This window comes from Methylomarinum vadi (genome assembly GCF_000733935.1).
GTDB lineage: Bacteria > Pseudomonadota > Gammaproteobacteria > Methylococcales > Methylomonadaceae > Methylomarinum > Methylomarinum vadi.
In genome coordinates this window covers 4,268,145-4,285,963 of the sequence record NZ_JPON01000001.1, presented here as the reverse complement: position 1 = coordinate 4,285,963, position 17,819 = coordinate 4,268,145, and the positions used below count along the sequence as shown (strand labels likewise).

Here is a 17,819-nt window from a genome sequence, read left to right as displayed (position 1 = left end):
CGCTAAAAATCAGGATCCCAATCCACGATCATCAACCCGTTTTCAATATCCACATTCAACACGGTCTGCTGTTGCAAAAAAGGAATCAACCGTTCCTTTTTACCATCCTTCACCACCAGCACGTCATTGGCGCCGGTTTCCATTAGATGATCAACAATTCCCAATGCTTCGCCTTGTTCGGTTTCTACCCGTAGACCGACCAAATCGGCCCAGTAGTATTCGCCTTGCTCCGGAACCGGCAACTGTTCTTTATCGATCAGAATATCCCAACCGATCAGGGCCGCCGCCGCATCACGATCGGCAACCCCTTCCAGCGCAGCAACCACCAGTTTTCCCTGGCGCTGGCCGCCGACCAGATGCATTTCCTTGGTTTCTCCCTTTCTTTGCAAATACCAGGGAGAATAATTCAGGATATTTTCTCTTGGCTCGGTGAAGGAAAAAACCTTAACCCAACCCTTGACCCCGAAAACGCCGTTGATTTCGCCGACTTTAATAAAATCCTTAGCCGACAATGTTGCTTATGCGGCAGCCTTGGCAGCTTCTTTGATCAATTTAGCTACACGCTCGGATGGTTGCGCACCATGGGATTTCCAGTATTCAACACGCTCACTGTCCAACCGCAGTCTTTCTTCGTTGCCTTGCGCCAGAGGATTGAAAAAGCCCAGACGTTCGATGTAACGGCCATCGCGGCTGTTTCTGCTGTCAGTGACTACAACGTGATAAAAGGGACGGTCTTTCGCGCCGCCTCTGGATAAACGAATGGATACCATTTAACAAACACCCTAAAAATATTAAGTCAAAAAAATTAATCCGCCTATTTTACGCGAATTAATAAATATGTGAAGAACAAATTACAAAATCGGCAGCAATAGCGGCTTCACGAAAAGACATCGCGGCCGTATTGCGGAAATACCCGGTTTGCCGGAACATTTCCGAACCTCCGGCGGATACTCACATCCGCATGCCGCGCATGTTGCCCTTCAAGCCGCGCATCATATTGGTCATGTTGCCCTTGGTGAAGCGCTTCATCATCTTCTGCATCATTTTATGTTGCTTTAGAATACGATTCACGTCCTGCAATTCCTGCCCACATCCGGCGGCGATACGCCTTTTCCGGCTGCCTTTAATCAGATCGGGAAAACGCCGCTCCTGTTTGGTCATCGAATTGATCACCGCAATCTGGCGCGCCAACGCCTTGTCGTCGACCTTATCGCGCATCTCCTTGGGAACTTCATTGACGCCCGGCAACTTGTCCATCATCGCGCCGACGCCGCCCATATTCTGCATTTGCTCCAGTTGTTCCTTCAAATCATCCAAATCAAAACTTTTGCCTTTTTGGATTTTTTTCGCCAGTTTCTCGGCTTTTTTCTTATCCGCCTTCTGTTCGATTTCCTCGATCAGGGTCAAGACATCGCCCATGCCGAGGATACGAGAGGCGATACGATCGGGATGGAAAGGCTCCAACGCATCGGTTTTTTCGCCGACACCGATGAATTTAATGGGCTTGCCGGTAATATGACGAATCGACAATGCAGCGCCACCGCGCGCATCGCCATCGGCCTTGGTCAAGATCACACCGGTCAACGGCAAAGCGTCGTGAAAAGCCTTCGCCGTATTGGCGGCATCCTGACCGGTCATGCTGTCCACCACGAACAACGTTTCGACCGGCTTGATCGCCGCGTGCAGCTCCTTGATCTCGCCCATCATCTCGTCATCGATATGCAAGCGACCGGCCGTATCGACAATCAGCACATCCAGGAACTGGCGTTTGGCCGCATCAATCGCCCGATTGGCGATGTCGACCGGTTTTTCCGAGGCATCGCTGTCGAAAAACACCAGATCCAGATCGTCGGCCAGCGTCTGCAACTGCTTGATCGCAGCCGGACGGTAAATATCGGCGCTGACCACACCAACTTTCTTCTTTTCCTTCTGCTTTAGATAACGGCCCAGTTTGGCAACGGTCGTCGTCTTACCTGCCCCCTGCAACCCCGCCATCAACACGATCGCCGGCGGATTGGTCTTCAGGTTGAGCGCTTCATTGGCTTCCCCCATCACCTTGATCAATTCGGACTGAACCAGCTTGATCAGCGCCTGTCCCGGCGACAAGCTGGACTGGACCTCTTGTCCTAGCGCGCCCTCCTTGACCCGTTCTATGAATTCGGTGACCACCGGCAAGGCCACGTCCGCCTCGAGCAGCGCCATCCGAACCTCGCGCATGGTCTCCTTAATATTGCTCTCCGTCAGCCGGCCCTGACCTTTTAACTTTTTCAAAGTACCGCTTAAGCGGTCGGTTAAATTATCAAACATATCGCTATCTTTATTCTTGGTTGATCAAGACAGAGCTTTTGCCCTATGACTATTCAGCTGATTATATTACCATATCGAATTACTTGAATTATTATTTCTGCACCTGAAATCCGCCAGAACTGAATATGAATCCTGCTATCATCGGCATATTATCGATCTGCTGCTATTCCGGCAGTACCCTGCTACTGTCGAAAGATATCGTGGACGAAAAATCGCAATACCGCTCCACTTATCCGGGCTGGATCGCGGTGCTGCTTCATTTCATCTATACGGCCATCGTATCCGTGCAGCAAGACGGCTTGGATTTCGGTTTTTTCGGCATCGGCTCGACCATCACCTCGATCATTGCCCTGCTGCTGCTCATGACCAGCTTGAACAAGCCGATCGAGAAGCTGGGAATCGCGATTTTTCCGCTCGCCATCTTGATGCTGGCGCTGACCCTGCTGTTTCCCGACCAAGAACACAGCCTGCATCGATACGGCTGGCAAATGGCCACCCATATCTTCACGTCGATCATCGCTTTCAGCCTGTTGAACATCGCCGCGTTGCAAGCCATTTTCCTGGCCATCCACGAACGGCAACTGAGGAAACATCCGCCGCGCAAAATCATCTTGACCCTGCCGCCGCTGCAAACCATGGAGGCGCTGCTCTTTCAAATGATTAAGGCGGGCGTTATCTTTTTGACGATCTCGCTGATCAGCGGCTTTATCTTCATAGACAACTTATTCGCCCAGCATCTGGCGCATAAAACCGTGCTGTCGATACTGGCCTGGCTGATTTTTTCCGCCCTGCTGTTCGGACGGATGCGTTACGGTTGGCGCGGCCAGACCGCGACGAAATGGACCTTGGCGGGATTCATCCTGCTGTTGCTGGCCTATTTCGGCAGCAAACTGGTGTTGGAATTGATTTTGAATATAGACTGATTATTTGGACGAGTAGGCCTTGACCGCGTTTTTGCCCTGCTTCATTTTTTGGATTTCCGCCTGCAAAGACCCGCGCTCCTCGGTTATCAGGTTCGCCAATTGCTTATCGGTCTCGATAATGTGATGAATGCCTTCCGCTACACGCCGGTCTTCGAGTACAGCTTTATTGGCAAAAAACTCATGAATCAAACGATCCCTGAGACTTTGTAGCTTTGCGACCTCTGCCCATTGCTGCTGCTCGGCTTTGCGCAACATCAAATCGGCCAACTCCAGCACACGGCCCAGATCGAGCTGCTGTTGGGCAATCATCTCTGAATCAGCCATTAGCAGCCTGTCTTTGTTCCATAGGGATCGCCACCCAGGCCGACTTGATTTCTTTAATTAAGTCCGCGACTTCGGACAATATCGCCACATCGTTTTTTAGATTCGCCTCGAACAAGCGCCGTTGCATGTAGTCATATAAATTATCCAGGTTTTCGGCTATTTCGCCGCCGCGATCTCTGTCGAGCGAAGCACGCAAACCATCGACTATGGCAATCACTCTGCCGATTTTCTGGCCTTTCTCTTCGATATCATTGCGCTCTAAGGCCCCCTTGGCAATGGCTATACGTTCTAATGCGCCATCGAACAACATGACGATCAATTGATGGGGGTCGGCCGAATCGGCCCCGACTTGGGTACCGACTTGTTTATACTGATTCATGGCTCTATTAGACAATGCATTCATCATATCCACCTGCTACTTATTTCTTCGATATATTATTGTAAGGAAGAGAGGCCAATTGCTGGCTTAAAAAAGATCCTGTGCTTTGTATCTGCCCCAGCATCGCATCCATCGCATTAAACCGGCTCAACAGTCTTTCTTCATATTTAGCGATCTTATCGTTCAAATCCAATCGTTCGTCATTTATCTGATCCAGACTCTTTTGCAAACCTTCGGTTTTGGCCGTCAAGCTGCCGTCACTATCCAGTAAACCGCCTAACACCGAATCCAGTTTTTCCATCAAGCCCCTGGAAAAATTGACAGATCCAAGATCGCCGCTGACGCCGCCATCGACAAACAACTTCAAGCCGTTCGTTGCGGTCAAATACTGGCCATCGCCTTCGGCGGCAATACCGCCTATCGTCCCCGCCACATCCGTTCCGTCCACGCCCGCCGCGACAGCCAGACCTAAATCGCTGGCGTTCGATTCGGTGATCTCAACCTGGGAACCGGAGCCGAAGGTTTGTGAAGCAATCATCATCCTATTGTTAGCGCCATCATAACTGACCGTTACTTTGGCCCCTTGATTTCTCAACGTCTCGTTGCCATTGATCTGCGCCTGGATTTCCGCCGCCAACTCGTTCGCATTGGCATAAACGCCCGCGCTAAGCGTGATCGCACTCGATAAAGACCCATCGACATTGATTTTGAACGTATCGTTAACGCCGGCGGTGACGGTTAGCGAATTCACGCTATTAGTGGCGCCGGACAACAATGCTTGCGTGGCCGCCTGGGTCACATTGACCGCATAATTTCCGGTTTGCGTATCGCCGGTATTGGAAAAGAAAGCAACATTATCATTGCTGGGCCTGCCGATTTGGGTAAAAACGGCCGCAACCCCGTCCGGGTCCGACTTAAGCGCCTCGGTCAACTTACCGCTATCGAACTTTAACGTGCCGTCAGCCTGCGTCGTTATCCCTAAGTCAACCAAAGTTCTTATGGAGGTGCCTTCCAACCCACTGACTAAGCTGCCCAACACGGAACGGATTTGGCTCATTCCACTTCTGAGCGTTGCATCGCCCAACAAAGCGCTGCCCGATTGCGTCTGCGGATCATAACTAGTCAGATCTTTGACGGAAGAAGCCAATTCATTGAAACTATCGACAAAGCCTTGCAACGAGTCGACGACACCTTCGGTAGAGTGAGATATGTCGAGACTAATTGTCTCTCCAGGCTGGGCCTGGGCCAAATCCAAGCTTATGCCTTTCAGAGTATCATTGAACGTATTTGTTGCACTAGTCACATCCAAGCCGTTAATGCTCAAGATGGAATCCTGGGCCACTTGGGTTTGCTCCATACTCGTCGCCGTCTCGTTGAATTCGAACTGCGACAAGCTGGGGTCGTCGACCGTAATTTGCATACTGTTCGCGGCGCCAGTTTTTTCGGACGCCAACACTAAGCGGTAAGCGCTGCCATCATAGACGATGCTGGCGTTAACACCGGCATTGGCTTCGTTGATCGCATCGCGCATTCCGGTCAACGTGTTGTTACTGCCATCCAGAGTTAGCGTTAAAGTTCCCTTCTCCGGATTTTGGTTGAAACCATTATAGGCATCGGTGTCAGGATCATAGTCCGTCGCACCGAATTTGATCGTTAAAGTTCCCGTACCGACTGTCGCATTAGCATCGGCAAACCCCGCCGAAACCAAACTTTGCGCTTGAGCCAGTTGTTTCGATTCGAGATTAAAATGTCCGGTTTCGGCATTGCTACTGACCGACGCGCTAATCACATCGCTTTGACTGGTCTTCGCCTGGAGAGCCTCAAATTTGCCGGAATCCCGTAAACCAGCCAGCGATGATCTAAAATCAGACAGGGCGCTCTTGAAAATACCATAGGAGGAAAGCTTGGATTGAATATCGGATTCCTGTTTGGTCAACTGAAATTCCTGCGGCTGCCGTTCCGCCGCCACCAAGCCATCGACGATACTGCGCACATCGATACCGGAACCCAAGCCTAAAGATGTTACTCCACCAGCCATTACTTCCCCCTATTTGAATCAAGCCTTGTCTCTTAATAACAAGCCGCCGAACGCATCTTCACTTGACAGCTCTTGCAAATGCTCCGCCAATTTAACAACAAATTCCGGCGGGATCTGCCTAATCACTTCATCCGTTTCAGCGTCCTTCACTTCAATAACGACATCCTGTGTCGTCTCATTAACCGAAAAAGACAAATTACGCCGTTCGGTTTGAAAAAATTGATTCACTTCGGATACAGCCGTTTCAACATCTTTTTTCTGCGATATTCGGGAATTCACCGAACCAACAGAATCGCTTCGGTTATCTTCACCTTGAATGGCACTGCCTACCGTTTTGACAATTGCTCTACTGTCAGCTGCCGTTTTTACGACAGGGGCATTTCGAACACTTTCCCCTATATGGGGAGTTATATTGTTGATATCCATTGTTCTGCCCTCGAAAAAATACCAATAACAGCGGAAAGGCGGCAATATATTGCCGCCTTTCCTTTACCTTGGTTATTGCAGTAAAGACAATACACTTTGCGATGAAGCATTCGCCTGAGCCAGCATCGAGATGCCGGCCTGCTGCAAGATTTGGTTTCTAGCCAGATTTGCAGATTCCTGAGCAAAATCGGCATCCTGCACCCGAGATCGGGCGGAAGAAACATTCTGGGAAACATTTTCCAGATTACTGATAGTCGCGGAGAAACGGTTTTGAATGGCACCCAGATCAGCACGGGCATTGTCGATAAAATCCAGCGCCCCGTCCACGATGCTCAAGGCGTCGTTGGACCCCCGCTGGGTGCTGATGTCGATCGTATCCACCGATTGCAGCGAGGACGTGCCGGCGGCCACAGTACCGGATGTGTCGGCGATCGTAAAATTTTTGGACGAATTATAGGTGATACTGCCACCTACCGTAATGGTACCATCGGTTGATGCCACTGCGCTCCCCACTTCCTCGGCCGCGTCAAACAAACCAGTCTCGTTTACCCCCGTCACGTCGAACGAACCTGTACCACTTACGTTGGTTAGCTTTATATCCTTACCGGTACTGTGGGTCAACAGAATCGACTTTTTATCGTCGCTGACCTTGGCGGTAATTCCGGTTTCTCCCGACACGGCGTTAATCGCGTCGCTCAAGGCGCTGACGTCGCCGTTCGCGCCGATGTCGGCGGTAATGCTGACCGCTGTGCTGTTGGAGCCGGTCAAATCGATACTGATACCGCCGCTGCTGAAATTATCCAGCTTGGCGAAATTGACCGCCTGCGCAGTAACCCCGGTTTCGTCGGCTGCCGCATTCACCGAGGCGGCAATCGCTTCCGCAGAATCACCCGCATTAACCGTGACATTCGCAGCACCGAAGGCGCCGGTAATGGTCATGGTTCCGGAAGCCACCCCATTCGCGCCGCTGCTTCCTGACCCTTGCGCGGATTGAATTTCGGTGTCGCTATTCAACTCCTGGGTACCGATGCTGCCGATGCGGGCGGTACCAACACTAACATTGATACTTTCTCCCGCGTAGGCGCCGATTTGAAACGACTGCGCATTGAACGAGCCGTCCAGCAGGTTTTTTCCGTTAAAACTGGTCGTCGTTGCAATACGCTCCAGCTCCGCTTTCAACTGGTTGACCTCTTTCTGCAAGCTGGAACGGTCCGAGGCGCTGTTGCTATCGTTGGCCGATTGCACCGCCAACTCGCGCATTCTTTGCAATATATTGGTCGATTCCTGCATCGCACCCTCGGCGGTTTGCGCCAGCGAAATACCGTCGTTGGCATTTCTGACGGCTTGATTTAGGCCTTTAACTTGAGCGGTCATACGGTCACTGATCGCCAGCCCAGCGGCATCGTCTTTCGCACTGTTGATACGTAAGCCGGAAGACAATCGCTCCATCGCGGTCGACATGCCGGACTGAGAACGATTCAACTGTCTTTGAGCGTTGATTGATGCAATGTTTGTATTGATAACTTGAGCCATGATGCTACCCTCTGGATTTTATGTCAAACCCGCCTTCGAACTTAGTCGAAGACCGTATTAATTGTTCGTTCACTGTGGTTATCGTCAGGCCCAGAGAAAACTTAAACCCTTTTTTGCCAATTAAAATCAGTAGTAGCTCACAAAACTCGCCAAGCTGAATCCATCGCCAACGAGTATATCTAACCCCGACATTGGCGAAAGAGCCGCCGGCCGTGCCGAAATAAGACTCTTCCCCAACTTGTCGAGCAACAACCCCGGTTCCTTATCCTTGCAGCAAATTCAATACATTCTGGTTGGACGCATTGGCCTGAGCCAACATCGAAATACCGGCCTGCTGCAGGATTTGCGCCTTCGCCAGGGCCGCCGATTCCTTGGCAAAATCCGCATCCTGTATCCGTGATTTGGCCGCCGATACGTTCTGCGACACGTTCTCCAGATTCGCGATAGTCGCCTGGAAACGATTTTGAATGGCACCTAGGTCGGCGCGGGCGTTATCGATAAAATCCAACGCCCCGTCGACGATGCTCAAGGCGTCGTTAGAACCACGCTGAGTACTGATGTCGATCGTTTCCACCGATTGCAGCGTGGATGTGCCCGCGGCTACCGTATTCGAAGTATCGGCGATTTTAAAGTTCTTGGACGAATTGTAGGTTATGCTGCCGCCCACAGTAATGGTGCCGTCGGTCGATGCCACCGGACCTCCGACTTCCTCGGCCACATCGAACGAACCGGTTTCGTTGACCCCCGTCACATCGAAGGTGCCGGTTCCGCTCACGTTGGTTAGCTTAATGTCCTTGCCTGTACTGTGGGTCAGTAAAATTTCGGTTTTATCGTCGCTGATCTTGGCGGTAATACCAGTCTCTCCCGATACCGCGTTAATCGCGTCGCTCAACGCGCTGACGTCGCCGTTCGCACCGATGTCGGCGGTAATGCTGACCGCAGTGCTGTTGGAGCCGGTCAAATCGATGCTGATACCACCGCTGGTGAAATTATCCAGTTTAGCGAAATTGACTGCCTGCGCGGCTACCCCGGTGTTATCGGAGGCCGCGTTGACCGCAGCGGCGATATCCTCCGCGGCGTCCCCTGCGTTAACCGTAATATCCGCCGTACCGAAGGCGCCGGTAATGGTTAGGGTTCCGGACGCTACTCCATTCATTCCGGCGGTTCCAGAACCTTGTGCGCTTTGAATTTCTGTATCGCTGTTTAGCTCCTGGGTCCCAATACTACCGATACGGGAGGTACCGACGCTTACGCTAATGCTTTCCCCGGCATAAGCGCCGATATGAAACGATTGCGCATTGAACGAGCCGTCCAATAGATTCTTTCCGTTGAAGCTGGTTGTGGTTGCGATGCGTTCCAGCTCCGCTTTCAACTGGTTGACCTCTTTCTGCAAGCTGGAACGGTCCGAGGCGCTGTTGCTATCGTTGGCCGACTGCACAGCCAACTCGCGCATTCTTTGCAATATATTGGTCGATTCTTGCATCGCGCCTTCCGCGGTTTGCGCCAGCGAAATGCCGTCGTTGGCGTTTCTGACCGCCTGATTCAACCCTCGAACCTGGGCCGTCATCCTGTCAGCAATCGCCAAGCCGGCGGCATCGTCTTTGGCGCTGTTGATGCGCAACCCGGAAGAAAGGCGCTCCATAGCGTTTTGCTGTAACCCCTGCGAACGGTTTAACTGACGCTGGGCATTGATGGATGCGATATTGGTATTGATTACTTGTGGCATGATTATCCCCTTGGCTTGGATTATTTTCTTTCCAAACCAAATAAGCAAGCGTCATGCCATTACAACCAAGACCATTAACATACTGATAATTAAAAGAAATAAAATCTTACTTTATGCAACGTCAATAATCCGGCACAAACTGTTCCTGATTTACGGCAATAATGCGCCGTACCACTGCGGCAAGTGATCTTCCAAAATATAGTTTTCGATCACCCACTGCCGCAAGGCTTGCCCTTCTTGTCGCAGAAATTCCGGCTCTTGAAGCTTGTCCCGAATCGTCCGTACCCAATGGTCTGGATTGTTGGCTACGCGAGTGACCGGCGCGCCTCGATAAGGCAGGATGTCGGTACAGACGACCGGCCACCCCAGAATTCCGTATTCCAGCAAGCGCAGATTGGTTTTAGCCTCATTGAACTTATTATGCTCCAGCGGTGCGATAGCCAGGTCCAGATTCAAATCGGCTAATTTTTGCGGATACATATCGAACACGACCCCAGGATGGAATTCTTTTATATAAGGTCTCAGTATTTCCGGACACATTCCCATGAAGATCCAATCGACCTCGCGGTGCAGTGCCTCGACCACCGGAAATATGAATTCCAGATCGCCGCGATGTTCGATACCGCCGGCCCAACCGACCCTAGGCTTGCCGTGTATCGATTTTTCCGGCAATTGCAGAGTCAACCAGCGCTCGGTTTCTAAATAATTGGGCACCACGGCGATATTATCTGTAAATTTAGCGAACGCTTCAGCCAACACCTCATTGGCAACGATAACCCGGTCCGACAATCGCATTATTTTTTTCAACCTGCGCCGCAGATCCTTGGGCCACTGGCCTTGTTTCGGATGTTTTTTAGGCAACGAAAACAATAAATCGTCCTGACCGTAAACCATGAATACGTCGTTGAACCGCCGATACTTGCTCCATGCATCGATGAAATAATCGACAAAGGCGTTCTGCAAAAACAACACATCCGGCTTCGCGCGCTCGACTTCGACCACATCGGGGATAATCGCTTCCGCATGATTGGGCAACAGACTGCTTTGTATCATCGCCGCCTTGGTCAACGCCCGCAGCGGAGACCGCACGCGGTATTCGCCGACCCCCGAATCGTTTCCGGGAAATGCGTATATACGGGGTTTGTCATGAAAATCGACGTTCCAGGTAACGTCGGTCTTGGTTTCGATTTGAATATCGAGGTGTTTCAAACTGAGATTTCGGTTAAAGGCGGGGTCTCGCGCCAACTGCGGCAACCATTTTTTCAACATATGATCGGCTTCCGCCCGGCTTCTTTCCTTTTTCTCCTTGCTTGGTTGTTCTTTTTTCAAGGAGCTCGAACCGTGATGGACAACGGTCGAAAAAGGAGTCCAAACAATCCGATAACCGAGCTCTTTGACTTTCAGACACAAATCGACATCGTTGAACAACACCTTGAAATTTTCCGCGTCCAATCCTCCGACCTGCTTGTATAAATCCTTTTCGATCAACAGACAGGCGGCGGTGACCGCCGAGTAATCCTGAGTCAGCTGCAGACGCCCCATGTAACCTGGCGCATCCATTGCTTCACCGATGAACGGGTGGTCGGCGACGCCGAATTGTCCAAGCCCCAGCACCACGCCAGCATGCTGAACTTGCTTATTGGGAAAGATCAAGCGCGGACCGACGATTCCCACGTCGCTTCTCAACCCTTCCGCCAGCAGGCGGCTCAACCATTCCTCCTGAATAATCACGGTATCGTTATTCAATAGCAGAAGATAATCGCCCTGGGCCCGCTCGGCAGCAAAATTATTGATAGCCGAGAAATTATAGGGCCGGTCGTACGACAACAGCCCTACTCTCGCCTCTCGAACGGATATGTCGGCCAGGTATGCTAGGGTCTCGGGGTCGTCGCTTTGATTATCCACAATCAGGATTTCATAATGCGGGTAACCGGTTTTTTCCAGAATACTCTCGACGCACGGCCGGATCAGGTCCAGGCGGTTTTTCGTCGGGATGATGATCGATACCAGCGGGCTCGACGCGAGCGGGCGCTGCAGATATAAAGTCCCCGGCAACAAGCCGTCGGCGATATCGATCACTTCGCCTTGTTCCCGGAAATAAGCGGACAACGCGCTTTTTCTGCGCTCGCCGGCAAGCAGTCTGGCCTGATCGGCCGCCTCCCGGCGATGCAGGAGAATATTTGGAATATGGCCGATCGTAGCGCCATAATCCTGATCGCCACCCCGCAACACCAGTTCCCAGGATAGGAAAATATCCGGAAATTTGCCAGCACCGCAGCGCTCCAGCAAAGCCGTCCTGAACATGACCAGGCCTCCGATGTAATCGGTCGCATAAAATAAATCGAGGTTAAAATCCGGCTTAAATCGGGGGCTGTGGAAAAAGCCTTCCGGGCTTACCCTGTCTTCGTCGCTGTAGATGGCCTCCCAATCAGGATAACGATGTGAATTCTCGACAAAACACGACAATGCGTGAGGCTCCAGGTAATCGCCCGGCTCCAAAAAGCATCCCCATTCTGCTTGTCGCCCTCCTGCAAGCGACAACAACGCAGCGACATTTAACGGCTGTTCCCGGGTGACCCACTCCAACTGCGGCATTTCGTCGAATAAAGGATCCGGGCACGCCAACGGACTGACCACGGTTAGATGCCAGTTGGTGTAGGTTTGTCCGCCCAGGCTGTCCAAGGTATCGGCCAGGGCGGTCAAATCGGGCTGCTCGACAAAAACGAAACATCGAATCGCCGGCTTGAACTCGGGGTATTCCACCAAGGACATGCCGTCCCGGGCGAGTTCGTATTCCCGTTTTTTTTCCAGCCAGTTCTGGTATTCGATGTCATCCAACTTAGGCAAGCGGTCGGTGATCGTGTAACCGGACGAACGACATAACACGCCGAACAAGCGCTCGACCGCATGCGCCAAGGTCCCGTCGGTCTGACCCGTTTCGTTTTCGAAGGTTTCGGCGTTCAAATTCAAGGCCAACAGAGTCTCAAGCGCCTGCGGCCTGAACCAAAACATCGCTCCGGCCGGAAACACGAACCCGCTCTTGTCGAAAGCCTCTTTATCGATGCCGGGTATAAGACGTTGAATGACCGGGAAATTGACGTCGCCGGACAGAGTGCGATACAGATAACCGAACGGCGCGAATATCCCAAGCTTAGGATCGGTTTCGAACAGTTCGATTATGTCGTCGACTCGTTTTTGCCATTGCACCAGGGAGCGCATCATGCGCCCCCGCCATTGCTCGGCCTGACCATCGCTGTTGATTTGCATTGCCGGGCTGCAGTGCAGCTTTAAAATCAAATCGTACCCCAACGACTGAATTTCCCGGTATACGGTCAAAAACGGCAGGATATCCCGCCCCTTACTCAGCACCCTAAAGACGCGCGATTCGGGAAACCTGTTTGAAATTTCGTCGATCAGACTGTCGTTCGTCCCTTCGGGGATCGTGACATAAAGATCGAATTTCCTGGCTATCGCCGAGAGGGAAACGCAAAGCTCATCCCATAATTCGGCATCAGACAAATGCAGGATTACCGCAATCGAGCAAATTTTTGTGCGGCCATCCGTTTGACCGCTCGTTAAGCTCGCCAGCATGCGGTTTTGGGCGTCCTTGACCGCAGTCGAATTCAAGCAACCGTGCTTGTGATAAATTTCTTCGAAGACATCCGAGTAATTCGCGACATGCGCCTTGGTAACGCTCGTTGTGCCTTGTCTTTCGTGTACCTCTACTGTGACTTTCGGAATATGATGAAAACGACATCGGCTACTAAGCCGAATCAGAAGCTCCCAATCTTCAAGGCACTGCAAAGACTCTTCGAAAAACCCGACCTCTTTCAAGTAATCCGAACGCACCCCCCAGGTATTGATCGGTATGAAGTTAGAAACATAGAGCCTCTCTCTACTGTACTCGATATCGTTATAGATGACGGCTCTTCTGACCACCGATTGATCGTCGTCGTAAAGAACGGACTCGGCCAACGTATAAACAAAATTAGTAGACTCCAATCCCTTAACGACCGTTGTCAAATGATCCGGCTTGAACACATCGTCGTCGTCCAGAAAACAAATCACTTCCCCTTTGGCGAATTTGAGCCCGATGTTTCGTGCCTGCGACTGCCCGTAGTTCCGATTTAACTCCATTAGCTTAATGCGGGGATCGGCCAGGCCTTCGGAGAGAACGACCGGCGCCCCACCGTCGTTAATAATGATGACTTCCCAATTTTGATAGCGTTGCTGCTGTAACGACTTGATCGCATTGGGGAGTAATTGAAGCCTGTTCAGCGTCGGTAATATGACCGATACCAACGGGGTTTCGCAAGAAAACGGAACGACCGGATTATCGAACGCGTGCCGCCGGGAAACCAAATCCAACTCGGCAAGCGTTTCATCAGTTGCGCTCAGTAGCGATCGCGGGGTATCGAACCGTCGCTGCAAGCGGCCGGTTTCGATCAAATCGACCCAGCCTTGGATAATCGCCTGCCAGGAATAACAGCGCGTCCAGTGCCGGTATCCTATTTCGCCCAAACGGCGACCAAGCTCGGGGGAATCCGATAAACGGCCCAGAACCTGCTTGAAATCGACCAGCTCGCAGACGATGCCGCCGGCATGATCGTGCACGGCGCCGCACATCGGGGTCGCCAGCCAAGGCGTCTTGTGGGACATCGCTTCCAATACGGTGATCGGAGAGCCTTCGCCGTGAGATGCCAACACAAGGGCATCCGCAGCCTCCATCGCCGCCGCTATCCATTCCTTGTCCAAGCCCGGTATGAACAAGATATCGGGCCGCAGGGCCAGCTTTTCGGAAACCGCGGCCGCGCAATCGGTCTCGGCCGGATGGCCGATCAAGACGAGTTTCCAGTTCTCGGGCAGGCTGTCTAAAGCGTCGATCAGGCCGAGATGGTTTTTTACCCGGTAAAGATTGGCGACATGCAGAATCAAGAAAGCGTCTCCAGCGATCGAATATCTGGCTCGGAAATCGCCAGCCGGTTGACAAGCTGCGACCGCATTCGGTATATAGGCGGAATCTATTTCCGACTGGCGCATGAAACGAACGTCGGCGCCGGATTGCGTCATGGTCAACACGGCCGAGGACGATTTCAGGATTCGGGACAGCCTTTCCCGAAAGGACTGATTGCCCATCCATTTGGAATAGCCGTCTTCGTTGATGATCGGCTGAATGATAACGCTACCGCGTTGCAGCGGAAGCAGTTTTTCTACGCTCCAGATAATCGGCCCCAGCGGATCCTGGACCAGAATACAGCAATCGTAGACTTCGGAAGCCACTGTGCGGGCAATCGCCTGGGAAAATTGAACTTGATCTTCGCTGACGATCGTGACACCGTGAAAATCGCGGCCAGTCCGTCCGGCATGTTGTTGCGTCAGAACGGTAACGGCATATCCCTGGCCAAGCAGTTCCAGACTAAGCTGTTCCATGCTCGACTCCAACCCGCCGACAGACGGCCAAAAGTGACTGCAGACGATCAATATCTTCTTTCGTCCTCCGGCGGCGGCCAGCGTCGGCGAGGTTTGCTCGTCGCTCGTGAGCGACGAGTCAGCATCATCGGCCTTGCCGTCCAATAGTCGGCTCGCCCAAAGCCTGCGGTCTTGCGGGTAAACCTCCGGGTGAGCCAGAACGATCTGCGCCACCAGTTGCTCGCGCCGTTTATTGGCATCGACCAACATGCTCGAATCGCCCTTACGATAGAGAAACAGAGGTTCCGGAACCAACTTGCCTTGCCAACCCCGCTCCATCGCCGATATCCAGAAATTCCAGTCTTCATAGGAATTGAAATTCGTGTCGTAGCCTCCGACAGACTCGAACACCTCCTTGCGATACAGCGAGCAATAAGGCAGATAATTATCGTATTTTTCCTTTTCCAGGCTGAACGGCCCGGTTTTCCAGATGTCGCTCCTGCTACCGAAATGCCGGATATACGTATAAACGATCCCGACCGCCGGATCGGATTGCAAAACGGCAACCGTTTTTTCCAACATCGTGGAATCCAGTTTGTCGTCGGCGTCCAACGGCAAAATGTACTTTCCGTTCGCTATGCCGACGCCCTTGTTCCGCGCATCCGACAAGCCGCCATTATCCTGTTCCAGCAAGCGAATAAGCGACCCGCTATAGCGCCGGATAAGCTGTCTTGCCACTTCGCCGGTGTCATCGGGACTGCCGTCGTTTACTATGATGCACTCCCAATCGGCGAATGTTTGGGCAACAACGCTCGCCACCACCTCGGGCAGATAATGTGCCTGCTTATAACACGGTATCACGACGCTGACTAAAGGCGTGCGCTCTTTATCGTTTGTTGAAACATCTTGGCTTTCGGACCTGCTTCCCCCTTCGAGCCGTTGAAAACCCAATTGGATGTCCGCCGATTTGATTTCATCGATAAAACGCCAATAGGCCTGCGCCTTTTCGGCGTCGATTTCACCGAGCAGGGACAGCAAGACGTCCAGTAACTCACGATACGACCACGAGCTCTTAGCCGCCAACCTATCGATATCGGCTCTCGTCCCGGCGGAAATGGGGGCATCCTGAAAACGCCGGCGCTTAGTTCCATTGAGTTCGTCGACGAACACACTCATGTTGCGGGCGATCAACGCCTCGATAACCGTTTTCCGTCCGCTAGCGTCTTCGGGAAAATAGGAACTGTCGATGAAACTGCAACTATCCACCGTCCAAAACAACCTGTGGAAAACCACAAACCATTCCGGTAAACCCGAGGAAACGTATTGTTTTGCATCGGCTTCGATTGCCGATCCGATGTTCGTCCACTTCTGATAGTCGTACAAATAAAGCCCGCTTTCGCTGTTGACGCAGCGGCACCATGCTCTAACAAAATATTCGAAGTGCCAATCCATGAACGTGGCAAGCAAAGGATGCTTGTTCATATATTCCGAAAAAAACAGCATGACCAGTTCTTTCGGGATAATGGAATAGGTCATCGTCGGAATCACTTTCGCATCGATGTGGCAAACGATTTTCCGTGTCCAATCGTCGTCTTCCGATTGCGTAACTCGCGGCGCTTTTTCGACCCGGCCGTTTCCCTGGTATTGATAGATCGGCGGCGTGATGCAAATATTATTTGCCGCCGTTTTTAAGCGTTCAACGGCGTCCAAGAAAAACTCGATATCGATATAGTCGTCGTCGGCACAAACAAAGATGAACTTGCCTTTCGCCGATTGTAAGATCGACCAATAATTGTCGCGCGCTATTAGTCCCTGTTCATTTTGCAGAACGTAAAAATGATCAGCCTCGCGTGAAATATTTTTTAACTCCCGCCACTTATGTTCGTCGCCGGAATTATCGGCAACCAGAATTTCGATTGCGCTATGACGAATGCCGGCAAGTTTGCTGAACATTGCGATCGACTCCAAATACCCCCTGTACGAGGGGACGAGAATCGACAGAATGATTTTATCGTCTCGGCTATTTTCGAAGGACTTGGTCTTCCTAAAAACGGCAATACAAGGATCGCTGCTATCGGGGGACAAATAAGCGACTTCCGCAATCTCTTTTATCAGCTCGTTAACCGAGATTTTTTCCTGCTTGTTGTAAAGCCACAACACATTCCCCTTAATCTCGAAATTCCATTGATGCAGCCCGTGGTAATTTTCTTTTTCCGCTTCGTTGGCGATATGGCACAGATAGACGACCCCACCGACTTTTGCGACGCTCAGCATTTCAAGTATGGCCTTGTGGGGAGCATAGCTGTGATCGAGAGTGTTTTGGGCGTGCACGATATCGAAAGAGTCGCGCGGATATTGGGTCGTCAGTTTTTCAGAATGACAACGTCGGGTGCGTACCAGAGGCAACCCGCGCGGAAAAGGCAGCCGATTGTATTCATCGCCCAGAGCATCGCAGGCTTGAAGATCGACCGGGTTTCCGTGCCATTTCTTGCCGAGAATTGTCATCGGCCCAGCACCCACGTCCAAAATGCTCGGCGCCTCGCTGCCACCATGCCATTTGCCGATATTCGGGTTCAACTCGGAATCCGGGTCGGTTCTTGCCGCATAATCCTCCGGCCATTGCAGGCCCTTCGTTTCCAACCAGGACTTCCAAAAGGAGATTTCCGTATGCAACGCTTTTTGCCATCGTTCGTAGCTGGATTCGTGATTGGAGTTGGACATGACCTATAACCTTACTAATTATGATTGTTGCCG

General features: G+C 51.8%; 11 protein-coding genes. 1 reads left to right on the top strand and 10 read right to left on the bottom strand.

The genetic code is table 11. From position 1 onward, the window contains the following. Positions 1-2: 2 nt before the first annotated feature. The 3 genes from rimM to ffh form a co-directional block, all read right to left on the bottom strand. Positions 3-512, bottom strand: coding sequence for a ribosome maturation factor RimM (rimM, locus tag EP25_RS0121235; RefSeq protein ID WP_031435703.1), 510 nt, complete (start codon positions 510-512; stop codon positions 3-5). 6 nt (positions 513-518) lie between these two features. Beyond that, positions 519-770, bottom strand: coding sequence for a 30S ribosomal protein S16 (gene rpsP, locus EP25_RS0121230; protein WP_031435702.1), 252 nt, complete (start codon positions 768-770; stop codon positions 519-521). 181 nt (positions 771-951) lie between these two features. Continuing rightward, positions 952-2,307, bottom strand: a complete 1,356-nt coding sequence (gene ffh, locus EP25_RS0121225) for a signal recognition particle protein (RefSeq protein WP_031435701.1) — start codon at positions 2,305-2,307, stop codon at positions 952-954. 125 nt (positions 2,308-2,432) lie between these two features. On the opposite strand from ffh, the gene EP25_RS0121220 reads away from it, so the two are divergent. After that, entirely contained in the window at positions 2,433-3,230 is a 798-nt protein-coding gene (locus EP25_RS0121220) for a cytochrome C assembly family protein (RefSeq protein ID WP_031435700.1), read from the top strand. On the opposite strand, the gene EP25_RS0121215 is transcribed toward EP25_RS0121220, so the two are convergent. From EP25_RS0121215 to EP25_RS22250, 7 genes are all read right to left on the bottom strand, one after another. Next, the gene (locus EP25_RS0121215; protein ID WP_084191130.1) at positions 3,231-3,554 is read right to left on the bottom strand and encodes a flagellar protein FliT; all 324 of its coding nucleotides are present in this window, start codon (positions 3,552-3,554) and stop codon (positions 3,231-3,233) included. Continuing rightward, positions 3,547-3,933, bottom strand: a complete 387-nt coding sequence (gene fliS, locus EP25_RS0121210) for a flagellar export chaperone FliS (protein ID WP_152555709.1) — start codon at positions 3,931-3,933, stop codon at positions 3,547-3,549. The genes EP25_RS0121215 and fliS overlap by 8 nt, the downstream gene beginning before the upstream one ends. 40 nt (positions 3,934-3,973) lie before the next feature. After that, the gene (gene fliD, locus EP25_RS0121205) at positions 3,974-5,971 is read right to left on the bottom strand and encodes a flagellar filament capping protein FliD (RefSeq protein WP_031435697.1); all 1,998 of its coding nucleotides are present in this window, start codon (positions 5,969-5,971) and stop codon (positions 3,974-3,976) included. 18 nt (positions 5,972-5,989) lie between these two features. Then, on the bottom strand, positions 5,990-6,397 hold the full coding sequence (locus EP25_RS23130) for a flagellar protein FlaG (protein WP_084191129.1): 408 nt from the start codon (positions 6,395-6,397) through the stop codon (positions 5,990-5,992). A 72-nt stretch (positions 6,398-6,469) separates the two neighbouring features. After that, positions 6,470-7,930 (bottom strand): flagellin, encoded by a 1,461-nt coding sequence (locus EP25_RS24200; protein WP_031435695.1) that lies wholly within the window; start codon positions 7,928-7,930, stop codon positions 6,470-6,472. 262 nt (positions 7,931-8,192) lie between these two features. Continuing rightward, positions 8,193-9,656, bottom strand: coding sequence for a flagellin (locus tag EP25_RS23980; protein ID WP_031435694.1), 1,464 nt, complete (start codon positions 9,654-9,656; stop codon positions 8,193-8,195). Between the two features lie 150 nt (positions 9,657-9,806). Further along, positions 9,807-17,786, bottom strand: a complete 7,980-nt coding sequence (locus tag EP25_RS22250) for a glycosyltransferase (RefSeq protein WP_036300845.1) — start codon at positions 17,784-17,786, stop codon at positions 9,807-9,809. Positions 17,787-17,819 lie beyond the last annotated feature (33 nt).

Bases quoted from the DNA above. Each gene is read 5' to 3' on its own strand.
- rpsP (WP_031435702.1), bottom strand. From the start codon at position 770: ATGGTATCCATTCGTTTATCCAGAGGCGGCGCGAAAGACCGTCCCTTT.
- ffh (WP_031435701.1), bottom strand. From the start codon at position 2,307: ATGTTTGATAATTTAACCGACCGCTTAAGCGGTACTTTGAAAAAGTTA.
- EP25_RS0121220 (WP_031435700.1), top strand. From the start codon at position 2,433: ATGAATCCTGCTATCATCGGCATATTATCGATCTGCTGCTATTCCGGC.
- EP25_RS0121215 (WP_084191130.1), bottom strand. From the start codon at position 3,554: ATGGCTGATTCAGAGATGATTGCCCAACAGCAGCTCGATCTGGGCCGT.
- fliS (WP_152555709.1), bottom strand. From the start codon at position 3,933: ATGAATCAGTATAAACAAGTCGGTACCCAAGTCGGGGCCGATTCGGCC.
- fliD (WP_031435697.1), bottom strand. From the start codon at position 5,971: ATGGCTGGTGGAGTAACATCTTTAGGCTTGGGTTCCGGTATCGATGTG.
- EP25_RS23130 (WP_084191129.1), bottom strand. From the start codon at position 6,397: ATGGATATCAACAATATAACTCCCCATATAGGGGAAAGTGTTCGAAAT.
- EP25_RS24200 (WP_031435695.1), bottom strand. From the start codon at position 7,930: ATGGCTCAAGTTATCAATACAAACATTGCATCAATCAACGCTCAAAGA.
- EP25_RS23980 (WP_031435694.1), bottom strand. From the start codon at position 9,656: ATGCCACAAGTAATCAATACCAATATCGCATCCATCAATGCCCAGCGT.
- EP25_RS22250 (WP_036300845.1), bottom strand. From the start codon at position 17,786: ATGTCCAACTCCAATCACGAATCCAGCTACGAACGATGGCAAAAAGCG.